Origin of the sequence: Micromonospora sp. URMC 107, from assembly GCF_051386315.1 — a bacterium.
Lineage (GTDB): Bacteria > Actinomycetota > Actinomycetes > Mycobacteriales > Micromonosporaceae > Micromonospora.
Genome location: NZ_JBPQTK010000013.1, coordinates 42,734 through 67,910 on the forward strand (window position 1 = coordinate 42,734; position 25,177 = coordinate 67,910).

The window sequence follows — 25,177 nt, forward strand, 5'->3', positions numbered from 1 at the left end:
CCTTCCCGCCGCCCCCGCTCAGGCCCCCGGGTGCCGGTGGCCGTCGCCGGTCACCGGCGCGGCGGGTTCCGGCGGCCCGGCGGGCGGGCCCTCGGCCGGCGGCTGCGCGTCGCGGGTGAACTTGTCGAAGAAGCGCAGCAGCTCCACCGGGAACGGCATCACCAGGGTGCTGTTCTTCTCCGCCGCCACGTCCACCACCGTCTGCAGCAGCCGCAGCTGGTAGGCCCCCGGCGTGCTCGCCATCGCCCGCGACGCGTCGGCGAGGCGGCGGGACGCCTGGTACTCGCCGTCGGCGGCGATCACCCGGGCGCGGCGTTCGCGTTCCGCCTCGGCCTGGCGGGACATCGACCGTTTCATCCCCTCGGGCAGCGCGACGTCCTTGACCTCCACCCGCTCGATCAGCAGCCCCCACGGCTCCTCCGTGGGCGCGTCGATGACCGCCTTCAGCTCGGCGTTGACCCGGTCCCGGTCACCCAGCACGGTGTCCAGGTCGGCCTTGCCGATCACCGAACGCAGGGCGGTCTGCGCCACCTGGAGCACGGCCGAGGGGTAGTCCCGGACGTTGACCAGCGCCTTCACCGGGTCGACGACCCGGTAGTAGACCACCGCGTCGACGGTGAGGGTGACGTTGTCCCGGGTGATCGCCCCCTGCGGGGGCACACCGATCACGGTGGTCTGCATGCTGACCCGGACCATCCGGTCGGCGACGGGAACGATCAGCCGCAGGCCGGGCTCCCGCACCGGCGTCAGCACCCGGCCGAAGCGGAACACGACGCCGCGCTGGTACTGCTGCACCAGCCGGACGCTCAGCGCGCCGACGAGCGCCAGGAGCGCGACCACGATCACCACGCCGACCACGACCGCTTCCACGGCACCCCCGATCCGTTCGGCTCCCCGCCGCCGCCCCTTTCCCGCTGCGCCGGGAAGTAGTCCCCGGCGCAGCGGGTGCCGGCCCTTCGATCAGCCCGCCGCGCCGCCGCGATCGTGCGTGCGGGCGGCCACCAGCGCGATCCCGCACGCCGCGGCGGCGCTCAGCGGGGCGATCAGGAAGCCGACGCTCACCTGCCCCGCCGCGTCGAGCAGCGCCCCGGCCGCCGCCGCGCCACCCGCGCTGCCGACCGAGAACGCCGTCGCCGCCCAGGCGAACGCCTCCGCCACCGTGCCGGCGGGCGCCACGTCGTCGATCGCCACGAAGGCGATCGTGAGCAGCGCCGGAAGCGCGAGTCCGCTGGCCGCCATCAGCGCCAGCATCACGGCCGGGGCCGGGGTGAGCAGCAACGGCAGGTAGCCGACGGCGAAGACCCCGACGGCGCGCGGCAGGGTGGCGTACCGGCGCAGCCCGCCGAAGCGCACGTAGAGCAGGCCGCCGACCAGCGCCCCGGTGGCCTGCGCGGCGAGCAGCCAGCCCGCCCAGGAACGGGCCCCGGCCGACTCGGCGTACCCGGTCGCGGCGACGGTCACGCTGCCCACCGCCGCGCCGACCAGCAGCAGTGCGGCCAGGATCAGCCGCAGCCGGCCGGCCCGCAGCGGCCCGGCCCAGTGCCGTACCGCCGGCTCCCCGCGCCAGCGTCGGACCGCGTCGGTCGTGGCGAACCACGCGGTGCCGGCGGCCTGGAAGAGCGCGGCGGCGGCCAGACCGCCGGCCGGGCCGGCCAGGCCCACGGCGGCGAGCGTGACCACCGGGCCGAGGATGAAGATCGCCTCCTGCACGGCGATGTCCAGGGTGTACGCGGTCTGCACCCGGTGCGCGGGGAGGAGGTCGCGCCAGAGCACCCGCAGGCACGACTCGAAGGGCGGTGCCCCCGCCCCGGCCAGGGCGGCGGCGAGCACGGTCACCGGCAGGTTCACGTGCGCGGCGGTGAGCGCGAAGCCGATCGTCGAGGCCGCCACGGCCAGCCACAGCACCGGCGGCTGCCGCCAGCGCTCCGCCATCCGGGCGAGCATCGGCTGGCCCACCGCGGTGCCGGCGGTGAACGCGCCGACCAGCAGGCCCGCGACGGTCAGGGTCATCGTCTCGCGGGCGAACACCAGCAGGGCCAACGGGGCCGCGCCCAGCGGAATCCGGCCGAGCAGGCTGGCCGCCAGGACCCGGGCGGTCTGCGGTGCCCGGAGCACGGCGAGAGCGGAGGTGTCGGTGGGGTCGGGGTCGGTGGGTCGTCCGCCGGCGGGTGGACGCTCGGCGGGCGGTACGAGTTCGGTGTCGTCGGGCATGGGCATGACGGATCGCTCCCGGATCGTGGCGGAGGTGGACCGGAGGACGGCGCGGCACCGGGCCGGTCAGGGAGCGAAGTCGGAGCGTTCGTGGTCGTTACCGTACAGCGGCAGGTCCGGGGTGATCCAGCGGCCGTAGGCGGCGGCGACGGCGTCGAGCGGGATCACGTGGACAGTCTAGGCCGAGCCAGCGGGACCGGATTGGACCTCGCCGCGCCACCACCCGTGCTCCCTACGATGGCGGCCCAGGACCCGCCGCGCCGCCGGGAGGACGTCATGCGGGAGCGCTTCGCCGACCTGTCCACGCCGCTGATCGCCGACGCCTGCGTACGTCTCGGCGTGCCCCCGCGCGTGGCGCCGGCCGGGATCCGGGCGGTCGTGCCCGGTCACCGCCTCGTGGGCCGGGCGCTGCCGGTGCGCCACCACGGCAGCGTGGACGTGTTCCTGGAGGCGTACGGCAGCGCCGCCGCCGGCGACGTCCTCGTCATCGACAACGGCGGCCGGAGCGACGAGGCGTGCGTCGGGGACCTGGCGGTGCTGGAGGGCGTCGCGGCCGGGATCGCCGGCCTCGTCGTCTGGGGGCTGCACCGCGACACCCCGGAGCTGGTGGAGATCGGCCTGCCCGTCTTCAGCTACGGCAGCCTGCCGGCGGGCCCGGCCCGCCTGGACCCGCGGGAGCCGGAGACGCTCACCAGCGCCCGGGTCGGGCCGCACCTGGTGACCGCCGACGACGTCGTCGTCGCCGACGACGACGGGGTGCTGTTCCTGCCCGCCAAAAGGGCTTCCGAGCTGTTCGCGGTGGCGGAGCGCATCGGGACCGTCGAGCGGGTCCAGGCGCGGCGGATCCGCGCCGGGGAGACGCTGCGGGAGCAGACCGCCTTCGCCGACTACCTGGCCCGCCGCGCCGTGGACCCCGACCACACCTTCCGGCAGCACCTGCGGCAGGTCGGCGGGGCGATCGAGGAGTGACCGGGGACCGCCCGGGCCGGCGCGTGAGGGTGGTCATAGCGGCTGGACGGCGCACCGTGGCGGGCTGCTAGCCTCGTCGGCAGGTCATGAGCGCCAGCGTCAAGCCCCGGCTCGCTGGCCGGCAACCCTCGTCCGCGCAGGGGTGCCCCGGGTGAGGACCAGGCACCGGAGCGGCTCCGGTGCAAGCGCGGCCTGGTTCCCAGGTCGTCACCGACCGAGGAGAGCCATGTCCTTCCCCATCTGCGCCCCACCGGCGGTTCCCGCCGTGGCACCGCCGTCGCCGGCGCTGACCCGCCGCCGCCACATCGACACGATGCGGGTCTGCGCCACCTCCTGTCGCCCCGGCGACGCGCGCTAGGCGCGCCACCCCCTTCTTTCCAGGACCCATCCCAGCGGTACGCCCAGCGGGCGCACCGCCGGCGCCGCACGCCCGTGCCCGCCGCCGGAACACCTCATCGGAGACACCTGTGCGAATCCTTTCCTCCCTCACCCGGGCCGCCGCCCTCGGCGTCGCCGCCGTCCTCGCCGCCACCAGCCTGACCGCCTGCGGCGACGACGCGGCCGGCGCGGCCGACAACCCGTACGGCCTGCTCCAGCCGGGCGTGCTGCGCGCCGGCACGCTCACCGACGCCCCGCCGAACGTCTACCTCAAGGACGGCAGGTTCACCGGCTTCGACAACGACCTGCTCACCGCGGTCGCCGCGAAGGTCGGCCTGAAGGTGGAGTTCGTCGGCACGGACTTCTCCGCCCTGCTCTCCCAGGTCAACAACCGCAAGTTCGACGTCGGCAGCTCCTCGATCACCATCACCGAGGCGCGGAAGAAGACGGTCGACTTCGGCAACGGCTACGATTTCGGCCACTTCGGACTCGACGTGCCGGCCGGCTCGTCGATCAGCGGATTCGACCAGCTCGCCGGCAAGCGGGTCGTGGTCGTGCAGGGCACCGTCCAGGACGACTACGCCACCGGCGAGGGGCTCGACCCGGTCCGGGTGCCGGACTACAACGGCGCGATCAACCAGCTCAAGGCCGGTACGGCCGACGCCTGGATCGCCCCCGCCGAGATCGGCGACAAGTCGGCCGCCGACAGCGGCGGCAAGATCACCGTGGCGGCCAAGCTGCTCAGCCCGGCCCCCACGGCGTACGCGTTCGCCAAGGGCAACGACAAGCTGCGCGAGGCGCTGGACAAGGGCCTCGACGAGGTGATCGCGGACGGCACGTGGAGCCGCCTGCAGGCCCAGTACTACCCGGGCCGCCCGATCCCGGCCGACTTCAAGCCGGGCAGCGGCACGGTTGCGGTGCCGTCGGCGTCGGCCACCTCCTGAGACGTACGGACGACGAGCGAGCGGGGCGGTAGGAGGAACGATGGATCCGTTGAGCACCCTGTGGGAGACCTTCTTCGACGCGGACTCCATGCGCGAGGCGCTGCCCGAGATGGTGACGGTGGGGCTGCCCAACACGCTGATCCTGGCGATCTCCGCCGCCCTGCTCGGCTCGGTGCTGGGCATGGCGCTGGCCGTCGCGGGCATCTCGCGTACCCGATGGTTGCGGTGGCCGGCGCGGGTCTACACCGACGTGTTCCGTGGCCTGCCCGCCGCGGCGACGATCCTGCTCATCGGGGTCGGCCTGGCGCCGCTGGGCATGCGGGTGTGGGGGCCCAACCCGTACCCCCTGGGCATCTTGGCGCTGTCGCTGATCGCGGCGGCCTACATCGGCGAGATCTTCCGCTCCGGCATCCAGTCGGTGGAGGCCGCGCAGCTGGAGGGGGCCCGGGCGCTGGGCCTGTCCTGGGGCGAGGCGATGCGCCTGGTGATCGTGCCGCAGGGGATCCGGCGGGTGCTGCCGGCCTGGGTGAACCAGCTGATCGCGCTGATCAAGGACTCCAGCCTGGTCTACTTCCTCGGGCTGCTGGCCAGCCAGCGGGAGCTGTTCCGGATCGGGCAGGACTACGCGGCGAACACCGGCAACCAGTCGGCGCTGCTGCTGGCCGGGCTGTTCTACCTGACGCTGACGGTCCCGCTGACGCACGTCGTCAACTGGATCGACCGGCGGCTGCGGCACGGCCGGCAGGCCACCGCGCCCGGTGACGACGACGACCTCGACCTGGCGCTGCCGGGCGCGGCGGGAGGGAACCAGCGATGAGCATCGACACGACGACCTCGGTGAGCCTGCGCGTCCGCGACGTGCACCTGGCCTTCGGGTCGCACCGGGTGCTGCGCGGGGTGGACCTGGACGTGGCGCGCGGGGCGACGGCCTGCGTGATCGGGCCGTCCGGGTCGGGCAAGTCCACCCTGCTGCGCACGATCAACCGGCTGATCGAGCCCGACCGCGGCGACGTGCTGCTGGACGGGCGCAGCGTGCTAAGCGACGACCCGGACGCCCTGCGGCAGCGGATCGGCATGGTCTTCCAGCAGTTCAACCTCTTTCCGCACATGAGCGTGCTGCGCAACGTCACCCTCGCGCTGCGCCGCATCCGCAAGCTCGGCGAGGACGAGGCGGTGGCCCTCGCCCGCGAGCACCTGGAGCTGGTGGGGCTCGCGGCCAAGGCCGACGCCCGCCCGGCGCACCTGTCCGGCGGGCAGCAGCAGCGGGTCGCGATCGCCCGCGCGCTGGCGTTGCGCCCGCAGGTGATGCTCTTCGACGAGGCGACCTCCGCCCTGGACCCGGAGCTGGTCAAGGGCGTGCTCGGGCTGATGGCGGAGCTGTCCGCCAGCGGCATGACGATGGTCGTGGTCACCCACGAGATGGGTTTCGCCCGCGAGGTCGCCGACACCGTCGCGTTCATGGATCGCGGCGTGGTGCTGGAGGCCGGCGAGCCGGCCGCGATCTTCGAGCGGGCGGAGCACCCCCGCCTGCGCCGCTTCCTCTCCCAGGTGCTCTAGCGCCGGCGCCCTTCAGTCGGGCGCACGGGCGGCCAGAGCGGGGTGCGTCTCGTCCTCACGCGTGGGACAGGCTCCGCAGTTCCCCGGTGAGCTGGTCGAGGTACTCGGGCGGCCCGGCTTCGGCGAACCACAGCCAGAGTTCGGCGGCGTGGATCGGAAACCAGGCCCGGACCATGGCGGGGTCGGCTCCGTACCCCTCGACGAGGGCGTCGAACGACCGCGGGTCCTTGCGTGCCGCGCCCCAGGCTGCCCGCGACAGTTCTCGGAGCGGATCGCCGAGGTGGGCCGCTTCCCAGTCGAGGACCGCCGTGATGGCGCCGTTCGCGGCGAGGAGGTTTCCGTCGGTCCAGTCGCCGTGACAGAACACCGTGCGACCGGCCGGTGGAACGGCGAGTGGAAGCGGGGGGCCTCCGGCGTCGCGGTAGCGGCGAATGATCAGCGCATCGTCCGGCGCGGCCGGCAGCCCGTCGGGCGGCCGCAGTTCGTGGAGCCGACGCAGCAGGGTCGCCGAGGCACGGAGCCCGCCGAGTCGCACCTCGGCGTCACCGCTGTCCAGTCGCTCGCCCGGCATGAGCGTCATGAGGATCGAGCCCGGCCCGACCTCGACGAGCTCGGGCACCGGCAGGCCCGTGTCGGCGAGTGCCCGCAGGGCGAGCACCTCCGTGTCGTGGCGGGCGGGTTCCGTCATCCGTTTCTCGATCAGCTGGCGCCCCTGGTGCTGCACCAGCCGCACGTGCCCGACCGCTCCCTGCCGCATCCCGCCATCCTGCCAGGCGCGCGAGGTGACATCGCGGTGCCGCTGAGCAGGCGCCCCAATCTCAACTGAGCGGCACCGGCTCTGGCGCGCCGTCGAGTCTTGGCAATATTCTCCACATCACACGCGACGCCTGGAGTTCCTTTTCACGGGGCCGCCCCGCCCCCACCTCCGGCCGCAGAGGAGATGCCATGCACGTCGAGAATTCCGCAGTGGACCGTCGAACCCTGCTGCGGGCCGGCCTCGGCGCCGCCACGGTCGCGGTCGTCGGCAGCCAACTCGCTCTCCCGGGCGCCGCGCACGCGGACCCCGCCGCCGACCTGGACTGGATCTACAGCTGCGACGAGTGGGGCGCCCGCCCGCCGGCGGACCCGCTGGCGGTCAGCGCCATCCCCACCAACAAGATCATCGTGCACCACATGGCGTTCCCGAACGTCACCGACTACTCCGAGGCGCAGGCGGTCAAGCTGGCCCGCGACTGCCAGAACCTGCACATGGACGGCAACGGCTGGTCCGACACCGGCCAGCACTTCACCATCAGCCGGGGCGGCTACGTGATGGAGGGCCGCCGGGGCAGCCTGGAGCGGTTGCGGGCGGGCGACCGGCAGATGATCTCGGCGCACTGCCCCGGCGAGAACGGCCGGGCCATCGGCATCGAGAACGAGGGCACCTACGTCACCGAGACGCCGCCGGAGGCCCTGCTGGACTCGCTGGTCACGCTCTGCGCGACCATCTGCCGGCGGTACGGGCTGCACGCCCACGACATCTTCGGCCACTGGGACTTCCGCACCACGCAGTGCCCCGGAGCGGCCTTCTACGGGCAGTTCCCCGCCCTGCGCCGCCGGGTCTTCGAGGCGCTCGGCACCGACCTCGGCGACGTGCCGGCCCGCCGCTGGCCGGACCTGTGGCGCTTCGTCGGCTCCCCCTCCGTCCGGGTGGTGCAGTACCTGCTGGCCCACCGCGGCTACACCGTGCCGGTCAACAGCGTCTTCGACGCCGCCACCGTCGCCGCGGTGCAGGACTGGCAGCACCGCAACGGCATTCCGGTCGACGTGGACGCCACCCTCACCGCCCCCACCTGGGAGACCCTGGTGCCGGAGCTGGGCGGCGACGCCACCGGCCTGCCGGTCACCGCCGTGCAGTTCCTGCTGAACTTCCGCGGCCACCCCGGGGTCACCGTCACCGGCGAGTACGACCACCCGACCAGGACGGCCGTCAAGGACGTGCAGCGGACCCACGGCCTGCCGGCCCACGGCAAGCTGGACGTCGACACCTGGTGCGCGCTCGTCGGCGGCGTCGTACGCCGGTCGTTCCGCCACTGACCGCCGCCGCCGGCCCGTCGGGGGCGCACTGCCCGACGGGCCGGCGGGACGCGGTCGTACCTCGCCCCCGCCAGGCTCCTGATCTGCGACGATGAGGCTGTCACGACCGGAGGAGGGTGCTGTGGCGTCTCGACTCAACCCGTACTTCAGCTTTCCGGGCAACGCGCGGGAGGCGATGGAGTTCTACCAGCGCGTGTTCGGCGGTGCGCTGTCGATGGACACCTTCGGCACGTACGGCACCGACGACCCCGCGCTCACCGACAAGATCATGCACGCGATGCTGGAGACCGACCAGGGCTTCACGCTGATGGCCTCGGACACCACGCCGGGCATGGAGCACGACCCCGGCAACAACGTCTCCGTGAGCCTCAGCGGCGACGACGCCGCCGAGCTGCGCGGATTCTGGGCCAGGCTCGCCGAGGGCGGCACCGTGACGATGCCGCTGGAGAAGCAGGTGTGGGGCGACGAGTTCGGCATGTGCGTCGACCGCTACGGCATCGCCTGGATGGTGAACATCGGCCAGCCGCAGGGCTGACAGGTGTAGCGGTGGCGGCAGCGGGTAGGGACCGCTGTCCACGGGCCGGGGCGGCACCCCACGGTGCGCCCCTGGCCCGCAGCCGCCGGCCAGGGGGTGCACCCGATGCTGTCGACGCCCGCGCACCCGCAGCCCGGCCGCCCCGCCCGGCGCGCCCGCCGTGGTCCGAGCACGCCCCGGCCGCGATGACCCGGGTCCGGAACCTGCGCGTCCGCCCCGACCTGCTCTACGTGGCGAGCGGCTGGAGCACCCTGGTCACCGACGTCCGCGGCCGGATCACCGGCGCCGACCCGCAGGGCTTCTTCGCCCGCAACACCCGGGTGCTCAGCACGGAACGGCTCAGCGTGGACGGCCGCGAGCCGGTCCCGTTCAGCACGGCCAACGTGGCGGGGCACGCCCAGCTGTCGTACGCCGCCCTCGGCGACGGCGAGACGCTGCCCTCCCGCGCGGCCTACCTGCTGGTGGAGCGCTTCGTCGGCGAGGGGCTGCGCACCCGGCTGACCGTGGTCAGCTACGCGGCCGTGCCGCTGGACCTGCGGTTGCGGATCCACCTCGGCGCCGACTTCGCCGACACCAGCGAGGCCGAGACCGGCCGCCGGGTGCAGTCCGGCGCCGTCGACACGAGCTGGGACGACCGGCAGCGGGAGCTGCGCCTCACCTACCGGTGCGACGGCCTCGACCGGGCGGTGGCGATCGGCGTACGGGCCGACATGCCCGTCCGGTACGCCGACGCCGCCCTGGCGGTCGACGTCGCGGTGCCGCCCGGGGAGTCCCGCCGGGTGGAGCTCGTCGTCGAACCCGTCTTCGACGGGCGGCGCCTCGCCGCGCCGCCGCCGACCTTCGCCGAGCCGGGCGACGCCGCCGCGCGCGCCCGCGGCACCCTGGCCCGCGAGTTCGCGCGCCTGGGCAGCAGCAACTTCGACGTCACCGCCGCCTGGCGGTGCGCGGTCGACGACCTCTCCGTGCTGCCGCTGGGCGAACCGGACTGGCCGACGGCACCCATGGCCGGCCTGCCGATCTACCAGGAGATCTTCGGTCGCGACACGATGACCGCCTCGTGGCAGGCGCTGCTCGCCGGGCCGACGATGCTGGCCGACAGCCTGCGGCTCAACGCCCGCCACCTCGGGCGGCGCATCGACGACTGGCGCGACGAGGAACCCGGCAAACCGTTGCACGAGGCCCGGCGGGGCCCGGTGTCCGCGCTCGGGCTCGACCCGTTCGCCGGCTACCACGGCGACTGGTCCACCGCGCCGGACTTCCTGGTCTTCCTCGGCCAGTACCTGGCCTGGACCGGGGACCTCGACACGGTGCGGGACCTGCTGCCGACCGCGCGGCGCGTGCTGGGCTGGATCGACCGGTACGGCGACCTCGACCGGGACGGCTTCCTGGAGTACCACCGCCGGTCCCCCGCCGGCCTGAAGAACCAGGGATGGAAGGACTCGGACACCGCCATCGTCGACGAGCACGGCGAGGTGGTGCCGAACCCGATCGCGACCAGCGAGTTGCAGGCGTACTGGTACGCGGCGCTGCGGCACGCCGCGGTGGTCTTCGCCGCGGCCGGTCACCCCGCCTTCGGCGCCGGGCTGGTCCGCCGGGCCGCCGCCCTGCGGCGCCGCTTCCACCGCGCCTACTGGATGCCCGACCACGGCTGCCACGCTTTGGCGCTGGGGCCGGACAAGCGGCAGGTGCGCTCGGTCAACTCCAACGACGGTCACCTGCTGGCCACCGGGATCGTGCCCGCCCGGCTCGCGCCGCTGGTCGCCGACCGGCTGCTCGCCCCCGACATGTTCAGCGGCTGGGGCGTGCGCACCCTGTCCTCGGCGCACCCGGCGTACAACCCGTTCAGCTACCACCGGGGCAGCGTGTGGCCGGTCGAGGCGGGCACGATCGGCCTGGGGCTGGCCCGGTACGGCTGCTGGGAGCACCTGCACCGGCTCGCGGAGGGGATGTTCTCGGCGGCGGCGCTCTTCACGGAACACCGCCTGCCGGAGGTGCTCAGCGGGCTGCCCCGCGACGCCGCCCACCCGCACCCCGGCGTCTACCCGGACTCCTGTTCCCCGCAGGCCTGGTCCGCCAGCGCGGTCGTCGCCCTGATCCAGGCGCTGTTGGCACTGCGCCCGGCCGCGCCGCTGCGGACGATCTTCGTCGACCCGCACCTGCCGGAGTGGCTGCCGGACCTCGTGCTCGAGGGCGTGCGGGTCGGCGGTCGCACCATCGACCTGACCGTACGACGCGGGCGCGGCGGGCGCACGTCGCTGCGCGCCCGCGGCGACCGGATCGCGGTGGTCCGCCGGCCCACCCTCCAGGCCCGGGCCACCCGCCGCCGGTCCTGACCAGCTGGCCCGGATCGTCGGGACCCCACGGGCGGCGGGCGGCGGCGCAGCACGGCAGGCGGCGCACGCGGCCGACAGGGCTAGGATCCTGTCGTGGCCGACCAGGGGCTCATCCGGGACGACGAACGGTTGCGCCGCATCGAGGCGGTGACCGACGCGACGCTGTCCCGCCTCGACGCGGCCGATCTCTTCGACGAGCTCCTCGACCGCGTCCGGGACCTGCTCGACGTCGACACGGCGGCGATCCTCATGCTGGACACGCACGCGCAGCAGCTCGTGGCCACCGCGGCCAAAGGGCTGGAGGAGGAGGTCCGGCAGGGTTTCCGCGTCTCCGTCGGCCGCGGGTTCGCCGGCCGGATCGCCCTGACCCGGCAGCCGGTGATCGTCGACGACGTCACCCCCGACGCCGTGGTCAACCCGATCCTGCTGGCGATGGGGCTGCGCTCGCTGCTCGGCGTGCCGATGTTCGCCCGGGGCGAGCTGATCGGCGTGCTGCACGTCGGCACGCTGGTTCGACGCCGGTTCACCACCGACGACGTCCGCCTGCTGGAGCTGGTCGCCGACCGGGCCAGCCTGGCCAGCCTCACCCGGTCCCACAACCTCGACCACAACGCCGCCCTCGCCCTGCAACGCAGCCTGCTGCCCACCCAGCTGCCCAGCGTGGCGGGCCTGGACCTGGCCGCCCGGTACGTGCCCGGGCACGTCGCCGGGATCGGCGGCGACTGGTACGACGTGTTCCTCCTGCCCTCGGGCTGGCTGGGCCTGGTGATCGGCGACGTGTCGGGCCACGGCCTGCAGTCGGCCGTGATCATGGGGCGCGTCCGCAGCGCGCTACGCGCCTACGCGCTGGTCTGTGACGACCCGGCGGAGGCGTTGACGCTCCTCGACCGCAAGGTCGGCCACTTCGAGGCCGGCAACCTCACCACGGCGCTCTACGCCATGGTCTCCCCCGATCGGACCCGCATCCGGCTCTCCGCCGCCGGGCACCTGCGCCCCGTCCTCGCCGTGCCGGGCCGGCCGGGCGCACCCGTGGAGGTCCACATCGATCCCCCGCTCGGCACGGGTCGCCGGCCACCGCCCCGGCAACGCGCGGAGGTGGACTTCCCGCCGGGCGCGGTGCTCGTCTGCTTCACCGACGGCCTCGTCGAACGCCGCCACGAGGTCATCGACGTCGGCCTCGACCAACTGGCCGACGTGGTCCGGCCGGCGCCGGCCGAGCAGGTCTGCGCCACGGTCATGGGCGCCCTCGGCGCCGAGCAGCCGACCGACGACATCGCCATGCTGGTCGTCCACCGCCTCCCGGCGCCGCGCTGATCGGCACGCCGTCCGGGTCGCCGAGGCGGCCGGGGATCGCCGGCCCGTTTGGCGGGAGGCGATCGCGGAAAGAGTGGCGGGCATGAAGTGGGCCAGCCGAGCCGTACCCGCCGCCGTCGCCGCCGTCGCGGCCCTCGCCGCGCGTGACCTGATCCAGCGCGACCACGCGTTGCTGCGTACCTTCCCGGTCCTCGGCCGGGCCCGGTACCTGCTGGAGTCCATCGGGCCGGAGTTGCGCCAGTACATCGTCGCGGGCAACAACGAGGAGCGGCCGTTCACCCGCGACCAGCGCCGCTGGGTGTACGCGTCGGCGAAGCAGCAGAACAACTACTTCGGCTTCGGCACTGACAACGACATCGAGTTCACCCCCGGATATCCGATCATCAAACACCGCACCTTCGGTCGGGCCGTCCCGCCGTCGACGCCGGGGGCCGGGCACGACGTGCGGCTGCCGTGCGCCAAGGTGCTCGGCGCCGCGCGGGGCCGCGCCCACGCGTTCCGGCCCGAGTCGGTGGTCAACATCTCCGGGATGAGCTTCGGGTCCCTGTCCGGCAACGCCGTCGAGGCGCTCAACCGGGGCGCGGCCCTGGCCGGCTGCCTGCAGAACACCGGCGAGGGCGGGCTGTCGCCGTACCATCGCAAGGGCGGTGACCTGGTCTTCCAGATCGGCACCGCGTACTTCGGCTGCCGCGACGAACGCGGCCGGTTCAGCCTCGACCGGCTCAAGGACCTGGTCGCCGGCGCGCCGGTGCGGGCGCTGGAGATCAAGCTCAGCCAGGGCGCGAAGCCCAGCCTCGGCGGCCTGCTGCCGGCGGCCAAGGTCTCCGCGGAGATCGCCGCGACCCGGGGCATCCCGCAGGGGCGCGACTGCGTCAGCCCGTCCCGGCACGCCGAGTTCTCCGACTGCGACAGCCTGCTCGACTGGGTGGAGCTGCTCGCCGCCGAGACCGGCCTGCCGGTCGGCATCAAGTCCGCGGTGGGCGACCTCGGCTTCTGGGAGGAGCTGACCACCCTGATGCGCGACACCGGCCGCGGGGTCGACTTCGTCACCGTCGACGGCGGCGAGGGCGGCACCGGCGCCGCGCCGCTGATCTTCACGGACTCGGTGTCGCTGCCGTTCCAGCAGGGTTTCGCCCGGGTCTACAAGGTCTTCGCCGAGCGCGACCTGCACGAGCAGGTGGTGTTCGTCGGCGCCGGCAAGCTCGGCCTGCCCGACAACGCGGTGGTGGCGTTCGCGCTCGGCTGCGACATGGTCAACGTCGGCCGGGAGGCGATGCTGGCGATCGGCTGCATCCAGGCGCAGAAGTGCCACACCGACACCTGCCCCACCGGCGTCGCCACCCAGAACCCGTGGCTCGCCCGCGGCGTGGACCCGGGCTCGAAGTCGGTGCGCGCCGCCAACTACATCCGGACGCTGCGCCGGGACCTGGTCAAGGTCGCCGAGGCGTGCGGCGTCGAACACCCGGGCCTGATCGACACCGACTCGATCGAGGTCCTCGACGGCCGGACGGCCTCCCACCCCCTGCACGAGGTGTACGGCTACCGCCCCGAGTGGGGACTGCCGTCCGCCGCCGACCGGGCGCGAATCGTCCGGCTGATGACGGCGGAGGCCCCGCAGGGCGGCACCGCCCCACCGTCGCCGACCGCGATGTCCTGACCTCGCTCCCCGCTCGGTTCCCGCCCGGGTCCCGCGACGCCACGCTGCTGCCGCACGGCCTGGGCGCACGAGTTGGCGCGCCTAGCATCGTCGGAATGTCGATCACCTCTCGGCGGTGCCGGGTCCTGCTGCTCGCCGCGGCCACCCTCTTCCTGGTCGTCGCCCTCGTCGTCCGGGCGGCGGCCGACGGCGGCCTGGAACAGCACTCCGGCACCGCGCTGTACGCGTCCATGGTCTGGGCCGGTGTGCTGTTCCTCCGGCCGCGCCTGTCGCCGCCGGCGGCCGGCGCGATCGCGATCGCCTTCTGCTGGGCGGTCGAGGTGTCGCAGCTGACCGGGGTACCGGCGGCCCTGTCGGCGCGCAGCCTGCTGGCGCGGCTCGCGCTCGGGGTGCAGTTCGACCCGGTCGACCTCGCCTGGTACCCGGTCGGGGTACTGCCGCTGGTGGCGGTGCACCGGGCCGTCGGCGCCCGCGCCCGGCACCGCCAGCCCGCGGGGTGAGCGGGCCGCGCCGATAAATGGCGCGCACCGGGTGCGCCGCGCTACCTATCGTGGCCCCGTGCTGATCAGACGTGAGACCCCGGCCGACGTCGACGCGATCCGGGCGGTGCACCTCGCCGCCTTCGCCGACCCGGAGAAGCCGGACGCCGTACCCGTCGAGGCGGGGCTGGTGGACGCGCTACGGGCGGACGACGGGTGGCTGCCGGCCCTCTCCCTCGTCGCGGTCGACGACGCCGCCGGGGTGGTCGGCCACGTGGTCTGCACCCGGGGCCGGGTGGCCGGCGAGCCGATCGCGCTGGGGTTGGGCCCGCTCGGCGTGCTGCCGGACTGGCAGCGGCGCGGGGTCGGCTCCGCGCTGATGCACGCGGTGCTCGGCGCGGCCGACGCGCGCGAGGAGGCGCTGGTGGTGCTGCTCGGGCATCCGGACTACTACCCGCGCTTCGGGTTCCGCCCGGCGGTGGACCTCGGCGTCACCCCGCCGCAGCCGTGGGGGCCGCCCTACTTCATGGCCCGCCCGCTGAGCGCCTGGCGGCCGTCGATCCGGGGCGGGTTCACCTACGCCCGCCCGTTCGACGAGCTGTAACCCGCGGCGAGGCCCCGGCGGGCGTCCGGCACCGGTGCCGCCACGCGCCCGGGCGCAGCCGTGCTCCGCCGGGCACGTGCCGGCGGCCGTCCGCGTTGCGGCGATCGCCGCGCGGCGGTGTTCGGGCAGGTCAGTGCCGTCGTCGCCGGCTTTCGTGCGAACATGTGTTCGTGTCGCCCGAGGCCAGCATCCTGCACGCCGACCTGGACGCGTTCTACGCGTCGGTCGAGCAGCGGGACGATCCGCGCCTGCGCGGCCGGCCGGTGGTCGTCGGCGGCGGCGTGGTCCTCGCGTGCAGCTACGAGGCGAAGGCCCGGGGCGTCCGCAGCGCGATGGGCGGCCGGCAGGCCCGGCGGCTCTGCCCCGAGGCGATCGTCGTGCCGCCGAGGATGGCGGCCTACACGGCGGCGAGCCGCGCCGTGTTCGAGATCTTCCGGGGGACCACCCCGATCGTCGAGGGGCTCTCCATCGACGAGGCGTTCCTCGACGTGGGCGGCCTGCGCCGGCTGGCCGGCCCGCCCGCCGACATCGCCGCCCGGCTGCGCCGGGAGGTGGGCGAGCGGGTCGGCCTGCCGATCACCGTGGGCGTGGCACGCACGAAGTTCCTCGCGAAGGTGGCCAGCGGCGTCGCCAAGCCCGACGGGCTGCTGGTCGTCCCGCCCGACGGGGAGCTGGCGTTCCTGCACCCGCTGCCGGTGGAGCGGCTGTGGGGCGTCGGGCCGGTGACCGCGGCGAAGCTGCGCGAGCGGGGCATCCGTACGGTCGGACAGGTCGCCCGCCTCGGCGAGGCGACGCTCGTCTCGCTGCTCGGCGCGGGCGCCGGTCGGCACCTGCACGCCCTGGCGCACAACCGCGACCCCCGGCCGGTGCAGGTCGGCCGCCGGCGCGGGTCGATGGGCGCGCAGCACGCCCTCGCCGCCGTCGGGCACTCCCCCGCCGAGCTGGAGGCGATCCTCGCCGGCCTGGTCGACCGGGTGACCCGGCGGATGCGGGCGGCGACGCGGGCCGGCCGGACGGTGACGCTGCGCCTGCGCTTCGGCAACTACACCCGCGCGACGCGCTCCCGCACGGTGGCCAAGGCGACCGCCGACACCGCCCCGCTGCTCGCCGCGGCGCGGGCCCTGCTGCGGGCCGCGCTGCCCGAGATCGCGCGGCGGGGCGTGACCCTGCTCGGCGTGTCGGTCGGGAACCTGGACGACTCCCCCGTCCAGCCGCCGCTGCCGTTCGACCGCGATCCGGGGGCGGACCTGGACGCGGCGGTGGACGCGGTGCGCGACCGGTTCGGGTCGGGGGCGCTCACCCGGGCGGTGCTGCTCGGTCGGGACCCCGGCCTGGAGATGCCGCTGCTGCCGGACTGAACCGCAGGCGGGCGGTGCCCCGGCCCGAGGACACCACCCGTCGGCTGGCGGTGCGGTCAGCCCGCCGGCAGCACGGCGGTGCCCTTGCGGTAGTTGCGGCCGTTGCCGTCGGGGCGGTAGTTGTTCTCGACGTTGCCCGCCGAGTCCACCGAGAACCAGTGGATCCGCGACCCCGCCGGGACGGTCAGCGTCTCCCCGCCCTCCCGTATGCCCGCCGAGCCGTAGAGGGTGGACGCGTACGTCGGGGCGGCCCGGTCGAGGGTGTAGAAGACCGCGGCCGGCTCGCTGGTGGAGAAGGTCACGTCCACCATGCCCGGTGTCGCACTCTGCGCGACCGCCAGCGTGCTGCGCGGCCGGGTCCGGTCCTGGGCGAAGTCCCGGGCCACCCGCATCAACTCCACCAGGCCGTTGGCGAACTCCAGCGTCTCGGCGTGCGCCTCGTCCCACTCCGGCTGGAACGAGGTGCCGACCTCGAAGTTCCAGGCGTAGATGCCGTACCTGTACCAGAGCATGTCCCCGGAGTTGCCGGCCGCCGAGTAGAGCACGTCGGAGATCGGGCCGGTGCGCGCCGGGGTGACCGCCATGTTGCGGTGCCGCTTGATGGCGGCCAGGATCCGCGACGAGGCGCCCCAGAACGCCGACTCCTCGGCGAGCGTCGGGCGGGGCGCGGAGACCCGGCCGGGCAGCGCGTACGCCCCCGGCGACCACATGAAGTAGTTGCCCGAGGAGTGCAGGTTCATCGAGAACCGGATGTTCGGGCGGGAGGCCAGCCAGTCGAGGTTGCGGTTCTCCGGCTCGGAGAGCTCGCTCGGCCCGGCGTACGTGCCGCTGGTGCAGCTCGCCGACGCCCCCGAGTAGCCGTCGAAGAGGCTGTACTCGGTGTAGTTGCGGTTGTTGTCCACGCCCCAGGAGTTGCGGGCCAGGAAGTCGGCCGCCCCGGTCGTCGGGCAGTGGTTGGTCATGTTCTTGCGTTGGGAGTTGAAGTCGTAGAAGGAGTAGTGGCCGCCGTCGGGGTTGATCGAGGGGGCGATCCAGATGTCGAGGTTGTCCAGCAGTTGGCGGGTCCGCCCGTCGTGGGCGTAGTTGCGCAGCAGCCGCTCGGCGGTCTCGACGGTGACCAGCGGCGGCACCCACTCGCGGGCGTGTTCCTGGGCGTACGCGAGCACGCCCAGCTTCGAGCCGTCCCGGTGCTTGCCGATCCGGATGGCGTACACGGGGTGCGGGTCGCGCGAGACGCTCGCCGGTGCGCTCAGGCCGTCGCTGAGCGGGGTCCGCGCGGCCGGCGCGACCATCCCGGCGCCCGCGCTGCCCCGATAGGTGTACGCCCGCACGAGCGTGCCGGCCCGGGCGTTGAGCGCCGCGACGACCTGGGCGGCGGTGCTGGTCACCGCGCCGGCGCCGTCGGTGCCCAGGGTGACCCGTACGGCCGGGCCGGCGACGGTCACCGACAGCGGCGTGTCCGCCGTGCCCGGGTCGGCGAGTTCCACGGAGATGTCGTTGCCGCCCTCGTGCCCCCAGGCCAGGGAGTCCACCGCGACCCGGCTGTCGGCGGCGGCGCCCAGCACCGCCTGGGCGTGCCTCCGGTAGCCGTTGGTCCGGTGCGGCAGCTCGACGATCTCGGCCAGCCGGGGGAACTCGGCCGCCAGCTGGTGAATCCGCGCGTACAGCTCGGTCGGCGTCAGGTAGCTGGTGACGAAGTCCTTCTGGTAGCCCGGTCCCTCGGGGTCGTCGCCCGGGGTCGGCAGCCACTCCCGCACCTGCGCGACGGCCACGTCACCGGTGGGGCTGGTGATCCGGACCCGGTCGGGCCGGCTGGTCACCGGCGCGGCGCCGCGGTGGTAGAGGTAGACGCCGGCGTCGACGAAACGGGAGATCGTCTGCGTCCCACCGGAGCCGATCTCGGTGCCCGGCCCGCTGTCCCGCTCGACGGTGAGGGCGTCGGCGGCCGTCTGTCCCTGCGCCCACTTCGCCTCGACGGAGAGGATCTGGCTCGTTCCGGAGGTGTAGTAGTCCGCTCGAATGATTTTGACGTCGGACGCGGCGGAGGCGACCGGACCGCGCGTCGCGGCGGCGAACTCCCGGTTCTGCGCGGCGTGCCCGGCGATGGTCGCCTCGCGTTCCGCGATCCGGGCCCGGGCGTCGGCGGGGCGGTGCAGCACCTCGCCGAGGGTGAAGCCGGCCCTGGTCAGGGCCGCGGCCTCGCTGGCGGTGACGACCGCGTGCGCGACGACCCCGTTCTCCGTGCGGGTGACGTGGTGGTCGAGGTCGACGCCCGTGGCGACGAGGGCGTCCAGCTGGGCGGTGCCGGCGAGCAGCACCTCGACGACGTTCGCCTCCTCGTCGGCGACCCGGACCAGCTCGACGGGCCGTTCGGCGGCGGGCACGACGGCCGAGGCCGGGTTGACCAGCAGCACCACCGCCGTGGCGGCGGCCAGCGCGGCCGGGACGGGAAGGCGGCGTCGCCACCGGGGAGCTGAGGGATCACGCATGTGTCCGCCCTTCTGGTGTCGGTAGGGCGGCCGGAGCGGGATGGCCGAGGGGCCGCCCGGGTACGGCTGCTCCGGTGAAGGTCCGTGGGCTGAGGCCATCCTCAGTGCACACGAACTCACATGTCAATCCCCGTCGATGTATGGTCCGCGCCGCCGCGCCGGCCGGGAGCCCAGGTGCGAACCTGCCCTGAGTAGGTGTGCTCACGCCCCGTCCCGCGGCCACCCACATACTTGGCCGAGCAGCTTGGACAAGATCGCCGGGAGAAGGCAACAGGCATGACGAAGCAGCACCGACTGACGTCTCGGATCACCGCGCTCATCCTGGTCCTGTGCACTCCGGTGGCTGCCTGGTGGCTCATCGGCGACCTGACCAACGACGAGGCCCGGCAACTGGCCGCCGAGGGCGTCGAACTGGACTACGCGATCCGGCCCGTGAGCCTCGGTACGGCGGGGGACCGCGTCGTCGGCGTCCTGGCCTGCGGCGGCGACGTCCTCGCGTTCGCCTGGCTGCTCCGGGCCACGGCACGCCGCCGGCTCGACGCCCGGTGGTGGAGGGTGCTGGGGCCGCTCGTCGGGGCCGGCGTCCTCCTCGGCCTCGCCTGGCGGGTGCTGACCGCCGGAGGGATCGGCGCCAACATCGGCGCGGGGCTCGTGGTCATCGCGGGTGGGCCCACCCTGGCGGTCCTGCTGACAGTTGCCGCCGTCGCGGCGCTGCGGATGCGCCGGAACCGGCCGCGGCGAGGCCCGCACGACTCCGAGTGACGATTCAGCCCGTTGCCCTCGCCCGGCCTGCCGGCCCCAGACCTCCCGGCCGTGGTCCGGATCCGGCGGGAGCCACCTGTGCGCGCCGTCGCCTGACCGGGCCGCGAGCCTCGGCGACCCACTTCGCAGCCTGGAAGGGGTGTGGATGTTTCGCCGGCGTGGAAACTGGAGAAGGTGAAGATCGCACCTGCGCTCAAGGGGGATCAATCTCGTGTCCGACACCACCGACCGGTCCGACCGTCAGGCCGACCGTCCCGCCGAGGTGACCGACCCGTTGCTGTGGAAGCTCGCCCTGGACGTGGCCGACGCCCACGAGCCGGACGGGGACGGGGGGTGCCGCAACCTGCTCTGCGCGGGCCAGGCCTGGCCCTGCCCGGCCTGGAACAACGCCCAGCGCGCACTGCGCATGGCCCGGTCCGACTCCGGGCAGTCGTCGCCGCACGCGGTGCGGCCGGCAGGCGGCCAGGGCCGCTCGGACCTCTCCACCGCCGGGTTGGCGCAGCGCACCCGGCCCAACGGCCCGCGGGCCGCGTCGGCGGCCTAGCACTCCAGCCGTGGATCGGCGCTGCGGCCCGCGGTGACGCCGGACGCGGAACCCACCTGGCGGGCGGCGTCAGTCGTCGACTCCGGCACCGCGATCGGGTGCCCCCATGTCCCCCGTTCCGGGCGTGCCGTCGGCGAGCCCGTAGCGCAGGTACACGGTGCCCCTCGGATTCGCTACCGGCGGTTCGAGGAGCGTGACGTTCGTGGGCACCTCGCCACCGTCGAACACCTTCTTCCCGACGCCGAGCATGATCGGGTAGACCCAGAGGTCGAGACGGTCGAAGAGCTTCTCGCGCAGGAGGGTCTGCACCAGATTCAGGCTCCCGACGACCTTGACGTGCTCGTGCCGGTCGCGGATCTCGCGCACCGCGCCGGCCAGGTCCGGGCCAAGCTGGGTGGACCCGGCCCACGAGAGGTCGGGCCTGCCGCGGGACGCCACGTACTTCGGGACGCTGTTGAAGAGTGTGGCGATCGCGTCGTCCTGGCCACCCTCCTGGTGCGGCCAGTAGGCGGCGAAGATGTCGTACGTCCGCCGGCCGAGCAGGAGGGCGTCCGTGCCCTCGTACGCGGCGGCGACCTGCGCCCCGGTGACCTCGTCCAGCAAAGGCGCCTGCCAGCCGCCGAACGGGAACCCCACCGGGTCCTCGTCGGGGCCGCCGGGCGCCTGCCCGACGAGGTCGAGGGTGGCGAACAGTTCGATGTGGATCAGGCCCATGCCTTACTCCCGGTGAGTTGGTGTTCGATCCGGCACTCGACACTCACGATAGGTCACCGACCGTGTCCGAAGGTGTGGCTGCCCGGCCTCCGGCGTAGCGAACGAATATCTCCGGGACGGCGGCCAAGTCGTCGCCCTCGTCAGCCTCGACGTGCCAGGAGTACCTCGTGTCCGCGACGACGGCCTCCGGGGTGAGGAAGTCGCGGCCGAAGCGGTAGACGTCCAGGCAGTAGACGAACTCAGAGCCCGACCATCCGGTCGATGCCGGTCCGGTCGCAGTGGTGACCGCACGGAAGACGCGCTGATTGCGGACCTCGGCGTGGACGGCGGCTCCGGGCACCCCGTCCACCGGTCGCGCTGGCCGAGCGTGCGGATCGGCGATCGTCAGCGGTCGACGTCGCCTACTCAGGGGCGGCCGGCCGGCCCCGGCACCTGGGCGAGGCGCTTCTTCGGGGCGAGCCGGCAGTAGCTTGCGGTGAGCAGCTCGCCGACCTCCGTCCAGTCGACGCCGTCGTCGAGGACCAGGCCCAGCACGTCGGCTCCCCAGTCGGGCTTGAAGAAGGGGTGACCGCCGGCCACCAGCGCGTGGATCTCGTCGACGGGCGAGCGGAACGTCAGCACACAGGTCGGCTCATCGGTGGCGGCGGCCCGGGCGTAGGCCATCTGGTGGTCGGGGTCGACGGTGAGCACGTGGGCGAAGGTGCGCCTGCGGATCCGCCAGCGCACGCCCACCCATGCCGGCTCCTCGTAGCTCTCCGGCAGTTCGCGGCAGATCGACCGCAGTCGGTCGAGGAACTCGGGTGGCACGTCTGCGGGGGCGGTCATCCCCGCACGGTAGCCGCCTGCACCGGCATCTCCGCCGCGTCCAGCCAGCGCCGGTACCAGCGGGCGAAGCCGAGCGGCGTGCCGTCGTCGTCGAGCAGCGGCCGGAACCCGCCGCCCTCGGCGGTGTCGTCGGCCCACATCCGGCCCCGCGCCGGGCCGCTGACCACCAGCGCCTCCCGCAGCGCGCAGCCGAGGTGGCACAGGTAGAGCAGCCCGATCGCGTGCCCGGGGGCGTAGACGACCTCGTCGTACCGCTCCCAGTAGGCCTCCTCGGCGTCGTTGAAGGCCTCGACCGTGTCGAAGTCCTCCTCGTCGGGCGGCTCGGGCAGGGCGTCGGCCGGATTGAACGCCTCGGTGTGCGGGAAGGGCCGGGCCAGGCTGTCGCGGTCGGTGAGGTCGGCGCCGTCGCCCGCCCAGCCCCAGCGGCCGTCGGTCCGTCGCGCCGGGAAGAGCCCGTACGCGGGCCCGGCCCCGCCCCGGCCCGCCGCGAGCAGGAACGACCGGTATTCCTCCGGCAACTCGACCCGCAGCTGCCCCTCCAGTTCGGCCAGTTCCCCGGCGCGCAGCGGCGGCTCCAGAGTCCACCGGTGGGCGCGGGCGCCGAAGATCCCCTCGGCGCCGGGGTCGGCGGCCAGCCGCGCGAGCCGCCCGGGTACGTCGGACCAGTCGGTGTGCGTCACGGCCGGCACCCTACCGGCGGGCGCCGACATCTCCGATGCCGTCGGGCGGCCGGACCCCGGGCCGAGGCGGTCGGTACAGGCCGCCACGACGGCGGCGGCGAGGAGCAGGCGCGGGATGCAGACGCGCCGGGGCGCTTCCGATCGGGCCATGACCTTGCAGCAGAAATTGGATGGCAACAATGCCGGCCGCCCCGGGTGGGGCCTGGCCATAGCCCCTCGAAAGCCACGAGGCCGACGGTCCGTGGTGGACCATCGGCTTCGTGGTCTGCAAACACTTGCAAGAACCGGGGGCCCGGTCAGCGGGGCGTCGGGACCGCCTCGCGGGCGAGGATGACCGCGCCGAGCAGCGCGGCGTCGTCGGCGAACCGCGACAGCACCACCTCCGGCGGGTACGGCAGGACCGCCGCCATCCGCTCCCCCAGCAGCCCGCGGATCAGCGCGTTGCCGGCCACCCCGCCGACCAGCACCACCCGCTGCGGGTCGAGCAGCAAACAGCAGGTGACCAGGTGCCGGGCCAGCTCGTCCGCCCGGGCGGACAGCGCGTCGCGGGCCGGGCCGGGCCGCTCGGCGGCGGCGGCCAGCCCCCGCGCCCCGCCCGGCACGTCCAGCGAGTCGGCGAGCCGGTCCAGCGCCCGGCCGGAGAAGCCCAGCTCCAGCATGGTGCCCGGCCACGGCCCGCCGGCCACCGCGTACCCGATCTCGCCGGCCGCCCCGTGGTGTCCGGCCAGCACCGACCCGCGGACCGTGACCGCCGCCGCCACCCCGGTGCCCAGGCCCACCACGAGGCCGGGGTCGGCGTCGCGGAGCGCACCGAGGCGCAGCTCGGCCAGGGCGGCGGCGTTGAGGTCGTTGTCGACCGCCACCGCCGGCACCGCCAGCCGGTCCCGCACCGCGTCGGCGAGGCGCAGCCCGTCCCAGCCGGGCACGTTCGGGGCCAGGTCGATGCCGTCGGAGCGGACCACGCCGGGCGAGGCGATCCCGGCCGCCGCGACGGGCGCGCCGACCTCCCCCACCAGCTTCGCGGCCAGCTCCAGGGCGCGGTCCAGGGCCTGCGGGGCACCCCGCTCGGCGTACGTCGGGATCCGCTCGCGGGCCAGCAGCCGGCCCTGCGCGTCGGCCACCCCGACCGCCATCTTGGTGCCGCCGAAGTCGATGCCGAGCAGCACGCCCGCGTCGCCTGCCGGCGGCGCGGGCTGCGCGGCCCGGCCGGCCAGTCGCACGCTCACCGGGCCACCTCCACGCCCCCGGCCGGCGCGTTCCGCGCGCTCATCCGGCCGCCCCCTGCGCGGCGACCGCGTCCAGCGCCTCGTCGGCGGCGGCGAGTCGGGCGCGGACGGCGGCCAGCCGGCCGGCGACGGTGTCGAAGGTGCCGCGCAGCACCGCCACCTGGGCGCGCACCGCGTCCGCGCCGGGGCCGTCGACCTGGGCGCGGTCGAGCACCAGCTCCGGGCGTACGGCGGCGGCGATCAGGTCGGCGACGGCGGCGTCGTCGAGCCCGTCGGCGATCCCCTCGGCCGCCGCCCGGACGGTCTGCGCGGTCCAGGTGCCCGGGGCCCCGCCGCGGACCAGCCGGCCGACCACCGAGTGGGCGGCCCGGAACGGCACCCCGTGCCGGGTCAGCGCGTCGGCCGCGGCGGTGGTGGTGGCGCCGGAGGCGACGATCTCCTCGGCCGACGGCGGCTCCAGCGGCTCGATCTCGGCCAGGAAGCCGCCGAGCAGCGCGAAGAACCGGTCGGTGCGGTCGTTGCTCTCCCAGAGCCGCACCTGCACGTCGGTGGTGGCGTTGTTGGAGTCCTCCCACCAGGCGGCGCCGACGTTGTTGAGCACGCTGGCGGCGTCGGCGGCGGTGGCGCCGGCCATCGAGACGAGGTGCTCCAGCACCACCGGGTTGCGCTTCTGCGGCATGATGCTGCTGCCCTGGGTGAAGTCCCCGGGCGTGGTCACCCAGCGCCAGCTCAGCCAGTCCATCAGGGTGCGGGCCAGCCGGGCGCCGGTCGCGAGGGCCTGGGCGTTGAGGGTGCCGACCCGGACGAGGTGGTCGGCGCCGGCCACCGCCTCGTACGAGTTGGTGACCAGGCCGTCGAAGCCGAGCAGCTCCGCCACCCGGGCGGGGGCGATGTCCAGGTCGGTGCCCGCGAAGGCGCAGGAGCCCAGCGGCGAGGTGTTGAGCTGGTCGATCAGCTCGGCGTAGGCGACGGCCTCCCCGGCGAGGGCCTCGGCGTACCCGGCGAGGGCGTGCCCGATGGTGGTGGGCTGCGCCGGCCGGCGGTGGGTGTAGCCGGTGATCACCACGTCGGCGTACCGGTGCGCGGAGTCCAGGGCGGTCGCGCCGGTCGCGAGCACCCGGTCGAGGACCCCGAGCAACTGGTCGCGCAGCAGCATCCGGAACACCCCGGCGTCGAGGTCGTTGCGGCTGCGGGCCATCTGCACGTCGAGCTCGGAGGTGGGGATGCCGCACGCCTGCGCCAGCCGCTTCTCCATCAGGTAGTAGGTGTCCTCGAAGGTGCCGTCGAACTCCGGCGCACCGGCGGTGTCGGCGCGCAGTTCGGCCAGCCCGCGCAGCAGCCGGGCGCCCCGCTCGGCGGGGACCAGCCCCTGCTCGGTCAGCATCACCACGTGGGCCTGGCTCGCCCGGACCATCGCCGGGAAGAGGTACCCGACGTGGTGGTCGTAGGTCGGCCGCAGGTGGTGCCGCTGGTAGGTGGTCAGCGCGGGTGTGCTCATGACGGTCTCTACTTCCTTCCGTGC

General features: G+C 74.4%; 25 protein-coding genes and 1 riboswitch. Of the genes, 15 read left to right on the top strand and 10 right to left on the bottom strand.

The window, feature by feature from the left end; all coding sequences use genetic code 11:
* Nucleotides 1–18: 18 nt before the first annotated feature.
* The gene (locus ACSNN9_RS05045; RefSeq protein WP_436671439.1) at nucleotides 19–870 is read right to left on the bottom strand and encodes an SPFH domain-containing protein; all 852 of its coding nucleotides are present in this window, start codon (nucleotides 868–870) and stop codon (nucleotides 19–21) included.
* A gap of 90 nt (nucleotides 871–960) precedes the next feature.
* A complete protein-coding gene (locus tag ACSNN9_RS05050; protein WP_436671440.1) occupies nucleotides 961–2,217 on the bottom strand; it encodes an MFS transporter in 1,257 nt (418 codons plus the stop codon).
* A 231-nt stretch (nucleotides 2,218–2,448) separates the two neighbouring features.
* Here ACSNN9_RS05050 and ACSNN9_RS05055 point away from each other — a divergent pair, with 231 nt between their 5' ends.
* The 5 genes from ACSNN9_RS05055 (at nucleotide 2,449) to ACSNN9_RS05075 (ending at nucleotide 6,059) form a co-directional block, all read left to right on the top strand.
* Nucleotides 2,449–3,180, top strand: a complete 732-nt coding sequence (locus tag ACSNN9_RS05055; RefSeq protein WP_436671441.1) for an RraA family protein — start codon at nucleotides 2,449–2,451, stop codon at nucleotides 3,178–3,180.
* An 82-nt stretch (nucleotides 3,181–3,262) separates the two neighbouring features.
* Nucleotides 3,263–3,374: riboswitch (SAM riboswitch) on the top strand.
* Nucleotides 3,375–3,406: 32 nt separating this feature from the next.
* Complete coding sequence (locus ACSNN9_RS05060; protein ID WP_436671442.1) at nucleotides 3,407–3,538, top strand: hypothetical protein; 132 nt, start codon at nucleotides 3,407–3,409, stop codon at nucleotides 3,536–3,538.
* A 109-nt stretch (nucleotides 3,539–3,647) separates the two neighbouring features.
* Nucleotides 3,648–4,502: an ABC transporter substrate-binding protein gene (locus ACSNN9_RS05065; protein WP_436671443.1), complete on the top strand. Its 855-nt coding sequence runs from the start codon at nucleotides 3,648–3,650 to the stop codon at nucleotides 4,500–4,502.
* A gap of 40 nt (nucleotides 4,503–4,542) precedes the next feature.
* Nucleotides 4,543–5,319 carry an amino acid ABC transporter permease gene (locus ACSNN9_RS05070; protein ID WP_436671444.1) on the top strand — a complete coding sequence of 259 codons (777 nt, stop codon included), beginning with the start codon at nucleotides 4,543–4,545 and terminating at the stop codon, nucleotides 5,317–5,319.
* A gap of 2 nt (nucleotides 5,320–5,321) precedes the next feature.
* Nucleotides 5,322–6,059 carry an amino acid ABC transporter ATP-binding protein gene (locus tag ACSNN9_RS05075; RefSeq protein ID WP_436671472.1) on the top strand — a complete coding sequence of 246 codons (738 nt, stop codon included), beginning with the start codon at nucleotides 5,322–5,324 and terminating at the stop codon, nucleotides 6,057–6,059.
* 55 nt (nucleotides 6,060–6,114) lie between these two features.
* On the opposite strand, the gene ACSNN9_RS05080 is transcribed toward ACSNN9_RS05075, so the two are convergent.
* Nucleotides 6,115–6,816: a phosphotransferase family protein gene (locus ACSNN9_RS05080; RefSeq protein WP_436671445.1), complete on the bottom strand. Its 702-nt coding sequence runs from the start codon at nucleotides 6,814–6,816 to the stop codon at nucleotides 6,115–6,117.
* A 209-nt stretch (nucleotides 6,817–7,025) separates the two neighbouring features.
* Here ACSNN9_RS05080 and ACSNN9_RS05085 point away from each other — a divergent pair, with 209 nt between their 5' ends.
* The 8 genes from ACSNN9_RS05085 to dinB all read left to right on the top strand — a co-directional run bounded on the left by ACSNN9_RS05085 (nucleotide 7,026) and on the right by dinB (nucleotide 16,415).
* Complete coding sequence (locus ACSNN9_RS05085; RefSeq protein ID WP_436671446.1) at nucleotides 7,026–8,135, top strand: peptidoglycan recognition protein family protein; 1,110 nt, start codon at nucleotides 7,026–7,028, stop codon at nucleotides 8,133–8,135.
* Nucleotides 8,136–8,256: 121 nt separating this feature from the next.
* Complete coding sequence (locus ACSNN9_RS05090) at nucleotides 8,257–8,670, top strand: VOC family protein (protein WP_436671447.1); 414 nt, start codon at nucleotides 8,257–8,259, stop codon at nucleotides 8,668–8,670.
* A gap of 185 nt (nucleotides 8,671–8,855) precedes the next feature.
* Nucleotides 8,856–11,003, top strand: a complete 2,148-nt coding sequence (locus ACSNN9_RS05095; protein ID WP_436671448.1) for an amylo-alpha-1,6-glucosidase — start codon at nucleotides 8,856–8,858, stop codon at nucleotides 11,001–11,003.
* Nucleotides 11,004–11,096: 93 nt separating this feature from the next.
* Nucleotides 11,097–12,317: a PP2C family protein-serine/threonine phosphatase gene (locus ACSNN9_RS05100; protein ID WP_436671449.1), complete on the top strand. Its 1,221-nt coding sequence runs from the start codon at nucleotides 11,097–11,099 to the stop codon at nucleotides 12,315–12,317.
* Between the two features lie 82 nt (nucleotides 12,318–12,399).
* A complete protein-coding gene (locus ACSNN9_RS05105) occupies nucleotides 12,400–13,974 on the top strand; it encodes an FMN-binding glutamate synthase family protein (protein WP_436671450.1) in 1,575 nt (524 codons plus the stop codon).
* A gap of 95 nt (nucleotides 13,975–14,069) precedes the next feature.
* Nucleotides 14,070–14,474: a DUF2809 domain-containing protein gene (locus ACSNN9_RS05110; RefSeq protein WP_436671451.1), complete on the top strand. Its 405-nt coding sequence runs from the start codon at nucleotides 14,070–14,072 to the stop codon at nucleotides 14,472–14,474.
* Between the two features lie 58 nt (nucleotides 14,475–14,532).
* A complete protein-coding gene (locus tag ACSNN9_RS05115) occupies nucleotides 14,533–15,057 on the top strand; it encodes a GNAT family N-acetyltransferase (protein WP_436671452.1) in 525 nt (174 codons plus the stop codon).
* A 170-nt stretch (nucleotides 15,058–15,227) separates the two neighbouring features.
* Nucleotides 15,228–16,415, top strand: coding sequence for a DNA polymerase IV (dinB, locus tag ACSNN9_RS05120; RefSeq protein ID WP_436671453.1), 1,188 nt, complete (start codon nucleotides 15,228–15,230; stop codon nucleotides 16,413–16,415).
* A 56-nt stretch (nucleotides 16,416–16,471) separates the two neighbouring features.
* On the opposite strand, the gene ACSNN9_RS05125 is transcribed toward dinB, so the two are convergent.
* Nucleotides 16,472–18,904, bottom strand: a complete 2,433-nt coding sequence (locus ACSNN9_RS05125; RefSeq protein WP_436671454.1) for a M14 family metallopeptidase — start codon at nucleotides 18,902–18,904, stop codon at nucleotides 16,472–16,474.
* 276 nt (nucleotides 18,905–19,180) lie between these two features.
* On the opposite strand from ACSNN9_RS05125, the gene ACSNN9_RS05130 reads away from it, so the two are divergent.
* Complete coding sequence (locus ACSNN9_RS05130) at nucleotides 19,181–19,666, top strand: hypothetical protein (protein ID WP_436671455.1); 486 nt, start codon at nucleotides 19,181–19,183, stop codon at nucleotides 19,664–19,666.
* Between the two features lie 211 nt (nucleotides 19,667–19,877).
* Entirely contained in the window at nucleotides 19,878–20,210 is a 333-nt protein-coding gene (locus ACSNN9_RS05135) for a hypothetical protein (RefSeq protein WP_436671456.1), read from the top strand.
* A gap of 69 nt (nucleotides 20,211–20,279) precedes the next feature.
* On the opposite strand, the gene ACSNN9_RS05140 is transcribed toward ACSNN9_RS05135, so the two are convergent.
* The 6 genes from ACSNN9_RS05140 to ACSNN9_RS05165 form a co-directional block, all read right to left on the bottom strand.
* Nucleotides 20,280–20,924 (bottom strand): dihydrofolate reductase family protein, encoded by a 645-nt coding sequence (locus ACSNN9_RS05140; RefSeq protein ID WP_436671457.1) that lies wholly within the window; start codon nucleotides 20,922–20,924, stop codon nucleotides 20,280–20,282.
* Between the two features lie 43 nt (nucleotides 20,925–20,967).
* Nucleotides 20,968–21,264 carry a hypothetical protein gene (locus ACSNN9_RS05145; protein ID WP_436671458.1) on the bottom strand — a complete coding sequence of 99 codons (297 nt, stop codon included), beginning with the start codon at nucleotides 21,262–21,264 and terminating at the stop codon, nucleotides 20,968–20,970.
* 65 nt (nucleotides 21,265–21,329) lie between these two features.
* A complete protein-coding gene (locus ACSNN9_RS05150; protein WP_436671460.1) occupies nucleotides 21,330–21,749 on the bottom strand; it encodes an MmcQ/YjbR family DNA-binding protein in 420 nt (139 codons plus the stop codon).
* Nucleotides 21,746–22,429 (bottom strand): SMI1/KNR4 family protein, encoded by a 684-nt coding sequence (locus tag ACSNN9_RS05155; protein ID WP_436671462.1) that lies wholly within the window; start codon nucleotides 22,427–22,429, stop codon nucleotides 21,746–21,748. Before ACSNN9_RS05155 ends, ACSNN9_RS05150 begins: the two co-directional genes overlap by 4 nt.
* A 296-nt stretch (nucleotides 22,430–22,725) precedes the next feature.
* Complete coding sequence (locus ACSNN9_RS05160) at nucleotides 22,726–23,655, bottom strand: ROK family protein (RefSeq protein ID WP_436671463.1); 930 nt, start codon at nucleotides 23,653–23,655, stop codon at nucleotides 22,726–22,728.
* A gap of 40 nt (nucleotides 23,656–23,695) precedes the next feature.
* Nucleotides 23,696–25,153, bottom strand: coding sequence for an argininosuccinate lyase (locus ACSNN9_RS05165; protein WP_436671464.1), 1,458 nt, complete (start codon nucleotides 25,151–25,153; stop codon nucleotides 23,696–23,698).
* Between the last annotated feature and the right edge of the window lie 24 nt (nucleotides 25,154–25,177).

Excerpts from the sequence above, each read along its gene's own strand:
- ACSNN9_RS05050 (WP_436671440.1), bottom strand. The coding sequence starts at position 2,217 with ATGCCCATGCCCGACGACACCGAACTCGTACCGCCCGCCGAGCGTCCA.
- ACSNN9_RS05055 (WP_436671441.1), top strand. The coding sequence starts at position 2,449 with ATGGCGGCCCAGGACCCGCCGCGCCGCCGGGAGGACGTCATGCGGGAG.
- ACSNN9_RS05060 (WP_436671442.1), top strand. The coding sequence starts at position 3,407 with ATGTCCTTCCCCATCTGCGCCCCACCGGCGGTTCCCGCCGTGGCACCG.
- ACSNN9_RS05070 (WP_436671444.1), top strand. The coding sequence starts at position 4,543 with ATGGATCCGTTGAGCACCCTGTGGGAGACCTTCTTCGACGCGGACTCC.
- ACSNN9_RS05080 (WP_436671445.1), bottom strand. The coding sequence starts at position 6,816 with ATGCGGCAGGGAGCGGTCGGGCACGTGCGGCTGGTGCAGCACCAGGGG.
- ACSNN9_RS05095 (WP_436671448.1), top strand. The coding sequence starts at position 8,856 with ATGACCCGGGTCCGGAACCTGCGCGTCCGCCCCGACCTGCTCTACGTG.
- ACSNN9_RS05105 (WP_436671450.1), top strand. The coding sequence starts at position 12,400 with ATGAAGTGGGCCAGCCGAGCCGTACCCGCCGCCGTCGCCGCCGTCGCG.
- ACSNN9_RS05110 (WP_436671451.1), top strand. The coding sequence starts at position 14,070 with ATGTCGATCACCTCTCGGCGGTGCCGGGTCCTGCTGCTCGCCGCGGCC.
- ACSNN9_RS05125 (WP_436671454.1), bottom strand. The coding sequence starts at position 18,904 with ATGCGTGATCCCTCAGCTCCCCGGTGGCGACGCCGCCTTCCCGTCCCG.
- ACSNN9_RS05130 (WP_436671455.1), top strand. The coding sequence starts at position 19,181 with ATGACGAAGCAGCACCGACTGACGTCTCGGATCACCGCGCTCATCCTG.
- ACSNN9_RS05140 (WP_436671457.1), bottom strand. The coding sequence starts at position 20,924 with ATGGGCCTGATCCACATCGAACTGTTCGCCACCCTCGACCTCGTCGGG.
- ACSNN9_RS05150 (WP_436671460.1), bottom strand. The coding sequence starts at position 21,749 with ATGACCGCCCCCGCAGACGTGCCACCCGAGTTCCTCGACCGACTGCGG.
- ACSNN9_RS05165 (WP_436671464.1), bottom strand. The coding sequence starts at position 25,153 with ATGAGCACACCCGCGCTGACCACCTACCAGCGGCACCACCTGCGGCCG.